Source organism: Mycobacterium sp. (assembly GCF_049683355.1).
Classification (GTDB): Bacteria; Actinomycetota; Actinomycetes; order Mycobacteriales; family Mycobacteriaceae; genus Mycobacterium.
The window spans coordinates 1-5,326 of record NZ_JBAUJB010000435.1 but is presented as its reverse complement, the minus strand read 5'-3'; the positions used below and the strand labels follow the sequence as shown (position 1 = coordinate 5,326).

The 5,326-nt window shown below is 70.1% G+C and carries 5 protein-coding genes and 1 pseudogene; 2 read left to right on the top strand and 4 right to left on the bottom strand.

Annotated features, from left to right (window positions below; all coding sequences use genetic code 11):
• Window positions 1-201: 201 nt before the first annotated feature.
• A complete protein-coding gene (locus WA944_RS24925; RefSeq protein ID WP_526372121.1) occupies window positions 202-549 on the top strand; it encodes a type VII secretion target in 348 nt (115 codons plus the stop codon).
• 23 nt (window positions 550-572) lie between these two features.
• Here the strand turns inward: WA944_RS24925 and WA944_RS24920 are convergent.
• Window positions 573-1,212: pseudogene (locus tag WA944_RS24920) on the bottom strand (ATP-binding cassette domain-containing protein); the annotation flags it as partial.
• A 132-nt stretch (window positions 1,213-1,344) separates the two neighbouring features.
• On the bottom strand, window positions 1,345-2,445 hold the full coding sequence (gene dapE, locus WA944_RS24915) for a succinyl-diaminopimelate desuccinylase (RefSeq protein WP_526372119.1): 1,101 nt from the start codon (window positions 2,443-2,445) through the stop codon (window positions 1,345-1,347).
• Window positions 2,446-2,460: 15 nt separating this feature from the next.
• Between dapE and dapD the strand changes: the two genes are divergently transcribed.
• Window positions 2,461-3,414 carry a 2,3,4,5-tetrahydropyridine-2,6-dicarboxylate N-succinyltransferase gene (dapD, locus tag WA944_RS24910; RefSeq protein ID WP_526372125.1) on the top strand — a complete coding sequence of 318 codons (954 nt, stop codon included), beginning with the start codon at window positions 2,461-2,463 and terminating at the stop codon, window positions 3,412-3,414.
• Window positions 3,415-3,425: 11 nt separating this feature from the next.
• Here dapD and WA944_RS24905 read toward each other — a convergent pair whose 3' ends face one another.
• Entirely contained in the window at window positions 3,426-3,947 is a 522-nt protein-coding gene (locus tag WA944_RS24905; RefSeq protein ID WP_526372123.1) for a M15 family metallopeptidase, read from the bottom strand.
• Between the two features lie 140 nt (window positions 3,948-4,087).
• The coding region (locus tag WA944_RS24900; RefSeq protein WP_526647447.1) for an AMP-binding protein at window positions 4,088-5,326 on the bottom strand (1,239 nt) is incomplete at its 5' end.

Below are 5,326 nucleotides of genomic sequence, written 5' to 3'. Positions count from 1 at the left end.
GGGCGCGCAGAGCGCGGTGGCGCTGCGGGCCGCGGCGGATGCGGTGCGCCTCGGGGACCCGCGGGGGCTGGACACGCTGACCCGGCTGCGCGGGGTGGTCGACTGCGCATTCGGCAGGGCCGCGCTGGCGGCGGGCAGCAACTGATGCGCCACCACCCTGTTCCGCGGACCTAGAATCGTCAGCAGGTCGAGGAGGTGGGAATGGTCGAACCGCTCACGGTGAACACCGACGGCGTGCGCTCGCTGGCAGAGGTCCACACCGCTGTCGCCACCGGTCTGGGTGCGCTCGCGGCCGGCACGCCCGGCCCGGCAGGAGTCGCCGCCTCCCACGGACCCATCGCCTACGGCGTCGGTACCGCGTTGTCCGCGGCACTCGGGTCCCGGGCCGGCGCCATGAACGTCACCCGGACCAGCGGTACGCAGATCTCGCAGCTCCTGCACCAGGCCGCCGTGGCCTACGAGCGCGGCGACGAGCGTGGCGCGCAGGCGATCAGAGCGGCGGCCGAAGCTCTGGCCGAACCGGGCGCAGCCCGCCCCGAAACCGACTAGAGCTCCGTCAGCCTGCGGTCCTCCAGGCGCAGCACCCGATCGACGCCCACCGCGTCGAGGAACGAATCGTCATGGCTGACAACGAGGAACGCACCCCGATAAGCCGCGAGCGCGCTCTCCAGTTGGGCGACGCTGGCGAGATCGAGGTTGTTGGTCGGCTCGTCGAGTAGCAGGACATCGGCCGGCGCAACAGTTCCCGGGCCACCCCGAGAGTGACCACCTCGCCACCGGAGAGCGTACGCAGGGACCGGTCGAGGGCGACGCCGCCCAGGCCGAGACGGTCGAGCTGGGCGTGGGTGCGCTCCTCGATGTCCCAGTCCTCGCCGATCGCGGCGAACACCGCCTCACTGGAATCGCCTGCGGCCAGCGCATCGAGCGCCTGGATCGTCGGGGCCACCCCGAGCAGCTGGGCGACGCTGCGGTCGTCGAGCAACGGCAGCGTCTGATCTGAGACAGATAGCCGACCGTGCCGTCCACGGTCACCGCTCCCGCTGTGGGGTGCAGGTCGCCGGCGATCAGGCGCAGCAGCGTACTCTTGCCGGCGCCGTTGGGGGCGACCAGGCCGGTGCGGCCGGCGCCGACGGTGAACGACAGGTCGGCGAACAGCGGTGTGCCGTCGGGCCATGCGAACGACACACCGGAAAAGGTCACTGAGGAAGACATGCGGGAACTCCCGTGAAGCGGGCAGCAAGAGGCCCGTAGATCAGGAAAGGGGACGTGCGGGTTCTCCGGAACTATCCGGAGATTCCGGAGATTTGGTCTGCTCCCAGCATGTTTCCCAGGGTATCCGCGCCGTCAAGCGGTTAGATACCGCCGGAGTATCTCGGTCACCGCGGTGATCTGTTCGGTGTCGATGCGTTCGTCGGAGCGGTGCGCCAGGTTGGGGTCGCCGGGGCCGTAGTTGACGGCGGGGATGCCCAGCGCCGCGAACCTCGACACGTCGGTCCAGCCGTACTTGGCCCGTACCTGGCCCCCGGCGGCGTCGACGAGCCTGGCCGCTGCGGGCCGGCCGAGACCCGGCAGTGCCCCGGCTGCCGAATCGGTGAGGTCGATCCCGACGTCGAGGCCGTCGAAGACCGCACACACGTGGGCGTAGGCCTGATCGACGCTGCGATCCGGAGCGAACCGGAAGTTGACGGTCACCGTGGCTGCGTCGGGGATGACGTTTCCGGCGATGCCCCCGTCGATGCGCACTGCGGACAGGCCCTCGCGGTAGAGACAGCCGTCGATGTCCACACTGCGCGCCTGATACTGCGTCAGCCGGGCCAGCACCTCACCCAGCTTGTGGATCGCGTTGTCGCCCAGCCACGACCGGGCCGAGTGCGCCCTCGTTCCGGTAGCGCTGATCACCACGCGCAGGGTGCCCTGGCAACCGGCCTCGATGTATCCGCCCGAAGGCTCCCCGAGGATCGCGACGTCGGCGTCGAGCCATTCGGGCAGCTCCCGCTCGATGCGGCCGAGACCGTTGGCCGAGGCCTCGATCTCCTCGCAGTCGTACATCACCAGGGTGAGGTCGTGGGCGGGGTCGGCGACGGTGGCGGCGAGATGCAGGAACACCGCGTCGCCCGATTTCATGTCCGAGGTGCCGCAGCCGTGCAGTACCCCGTCGACCAGCTGGCTGGGCACGTTGTCGGCCGCGGGCACGGTGTCGGTGTGCCCGGCGAGCAGTACCCGTGTCGGCTTTCCGAAGTGGGTGCGGGCGAGCACGGCGTCACCGTGGCGGATCACCTCGAAACCGGTGGTCTGCTCGCGCAGCGCCGCCTCGATCTCGTCGGCGATGCGCTTCTCGTGCCGCGATTCGCTGGGGATGTCGACCAACGCCGCGGTCAGCGCGATCGGGTCACCGTGTAGGTCAAGCGATGAGCCGCTCGGGCGGAGAGCCGACGATGAAGCCACACCGTTGACGCTAGTCTGAGCCCCGTGACTTCTGCATCAGGCGTCGGCGTGGCGACGATCGCCGCCGACGGGACGGTTCTCGATACCTGGTTCCCGGCACCCGAGCTGACCGGCGACGGACCGTCGGGGACGGCTCGGCTGTCGGTGGCCGAGGTGCCCGACGAGTTGGCGGCGCTGGCGGGCCGCGACGAGGAACGCGACGTCGAGACCGTGGTCGTGAGGACCGTCATCGCGTCGCTCGACGACAAGCCCGCCGACGGGTACGACGCCTACCTGCGGTTGCACCTGCTCTCCCACCGGCTGGTCCAGCCGCGCAGCGCCAACATGGACGGGATTTTCGGGGTGCTGGCCAACGTCGCGTGGACCAACTTCGGGCCGTGCGCGGTGGAGGGCTTCGAGACCGTCCGTGTTCGGTTGCGCCGCCGCGGCGCGGTCACCGTCTACGGGATCGACAAGTTCCCGCGCATGGTCGACTACGTCACCCCGACGGGGGTGCGTATCGCCGACGCCGATCGGGTTCGGCTGGGCGCCCACCTCGCGGCGGGCACGACGGTGATGCACGAGGGCTTCGTGAACTACAACGCGGGCACGCTGGGCTCCTCGATGGTCGAGGGCCGGATCTCGGCCGGTGTGGTGGTCGACGACGGCTCCGACGTCGGCGGCGGCGCCTCGATCATGGGGACGCTGTCGGGCGGCGGCAAGGAGGTCATCTCCGTCGGCAAGCGCTGCCTGCTGGGCGCCAACGCTGGCCTGGGGATCTCCCTGGGCGACGACTGCGTGATCGAGGCCGGCCTCTACGTCACCGCGGGCACCAAGGTGCAGACGGGCGATGGTCAGACCGTCAAGGCGCGGGAGCTGTCCGGGGCGAACAACCTGCTGTTCCGTCGCAACTCGGTGACCGGGGCGGTCGAGGTCGTCAAGCGTGACGGCACCGGCATCACGCTCAACGAGGCCCTGCACGCCAACTAGCCACGCGAGCGCTACCCCGCCGCGTTGGGCAGCAGCGGCGGACAGTTGCCGTTCGCATCGGCCGCGAGCTCGAAATGCCAGATTTCGTTCGCGTAGATCTGGCACAGCCCGAACTGTCTGCCGTTGGCGATCAGCCACCTGTCGGCTTCCACCGGGCCGATGTCGATCGCCTGCCCCGTCACATGTCTGGACACTTCCGGCGTCGCGACCAGCGCAGCAGCGGCATCGACGCTGCCGTAGGTTTGCACCGCGTTGTCGAACAACCGCTGCTGGAAACCTCTCGAGCGCCAGCCCGAAGTGACCCATAGCTGTACACCCTGAGCCTCGGCGGCACGGGCTGCATCCTGCACAGCCTGCAACAGCGCCGGATCGAGTTGCGAGAGAATGGGATTGGCGGTGTCGAATGGCGAAATCATGGCCCCGTCGGGCAACCAGCCGCCGGTGGTGTCGACGGCACCGGGACCGATGCTCAGGGCGTCGGCGGGCGGCACCTCCGGCTCCGGCGCCGGGGGCACTTCGATGCTGGTCTGCATCAGCGCCACCTGCGGTGCCTGGCCGCAGGCCGCCAGCACACCGACAGCGAGCGCTCCACCGATCGCCACGAGCGTGCGGCATCTGCCGGCAGAGGGCGGCGTGTTGCGTGCAGACACGCGCGCTCGCGGGACTCTGGACCTCAGACCCATTGCACCAGTTCCTTCTTCAGCACCTTGCCCATCGCGTTGCGGGGCAGGCTGTCCACCAGCCGGACCACCCGCGGCCGCTTGTGCGCCGAGAGCTGCTGTGCCACGAACTCGATCAGCTCGTCCGGCGAGGCGTCACCGACCACGAACGCGACGATGCGCTGGCCCAGATCGTCGTCGGGCGCACCCACGACCGCGACCTCCTGCACACCGGCGTGTCCAAGCAGCACGGTCTCGATCTCGCCGGCCCCTACCCGGAAGCCGCCCGTCTTGATCAGGTCCACCGATTCGCGACCCACGATCCGGTGCATGCCGTCGCCGTCGATGACGGCGACATCGCCGGTGTGGTACCAGCCGTCGGCCGCGAGCACCTCGGCGGTGGCGTCGGGACGGTTCAGATAGCCGTCGAACATCGTCGGGCTCTGAACCTGCAGCCGGCCAATGGTTTCCCCGTCATGGGCCACCTCCTCGCCACCCTCGGCGGTCAGCCGGGTCCGCACCCCGGTCAGTGGCAGCCCTACCCAACCCGGCCTGCGCTCGCCCGCGGCCAGCGTGCTCAACGTGATCAGCGTTTCGGTGCTGCCGTAGCGCTCCACGGGCTGGTGCCCGCTCAACGCGGCGAGTCCGTCAAACACCGGCACGGGCAGCGGCGCGCTGCCGGAGACGAGCAGCCGCGCGGATGCCAGTGCGCGCGCCGCGTCGCCGTCTTCGACGATCCGCGACCACACCGTCGGGACCCCGAAGAACAACGATCCGCCCACCTCCGACGCGGCCTGCGCGTAGGCCGACGGGCTGGGTTTGCCGGTGTGCACGAACCGGTTTCCGATGCGCAGCGACCCGAGCAGGCCCAGCACCAGACCGTGTACGTGATAAAGCGGTAGCCCGTGCACCAGGGTGTCATCGGCGGTCCACTGCCAGGCCTCGGCGAGCATGTCGATGTCGGCCGCGATCGCCCGACGGCTCACCACCACACCTTTGGGCGCTCCGGTGGTGCCGGAGGTATAGATGATCAGCGCGGCGGCCTCGGGCGGTGGCTCGGCGTAGCGGTGCCACGAGCGGGCATGCAGCCGCACCGGGATGTGCGGCAGGCCGTCGGCGTCCCCCGGCCTTTCCCCCAGCCACGCCTGCGCCCCGGAGTCGGTGAGGATGTGGCGCCGCTCGGCTGCGCCGACGTCGGCGGGCACCGGCACCACCGGCAGGCCGGCGATCAGGCAGCCCGCGATGGCCAGCAC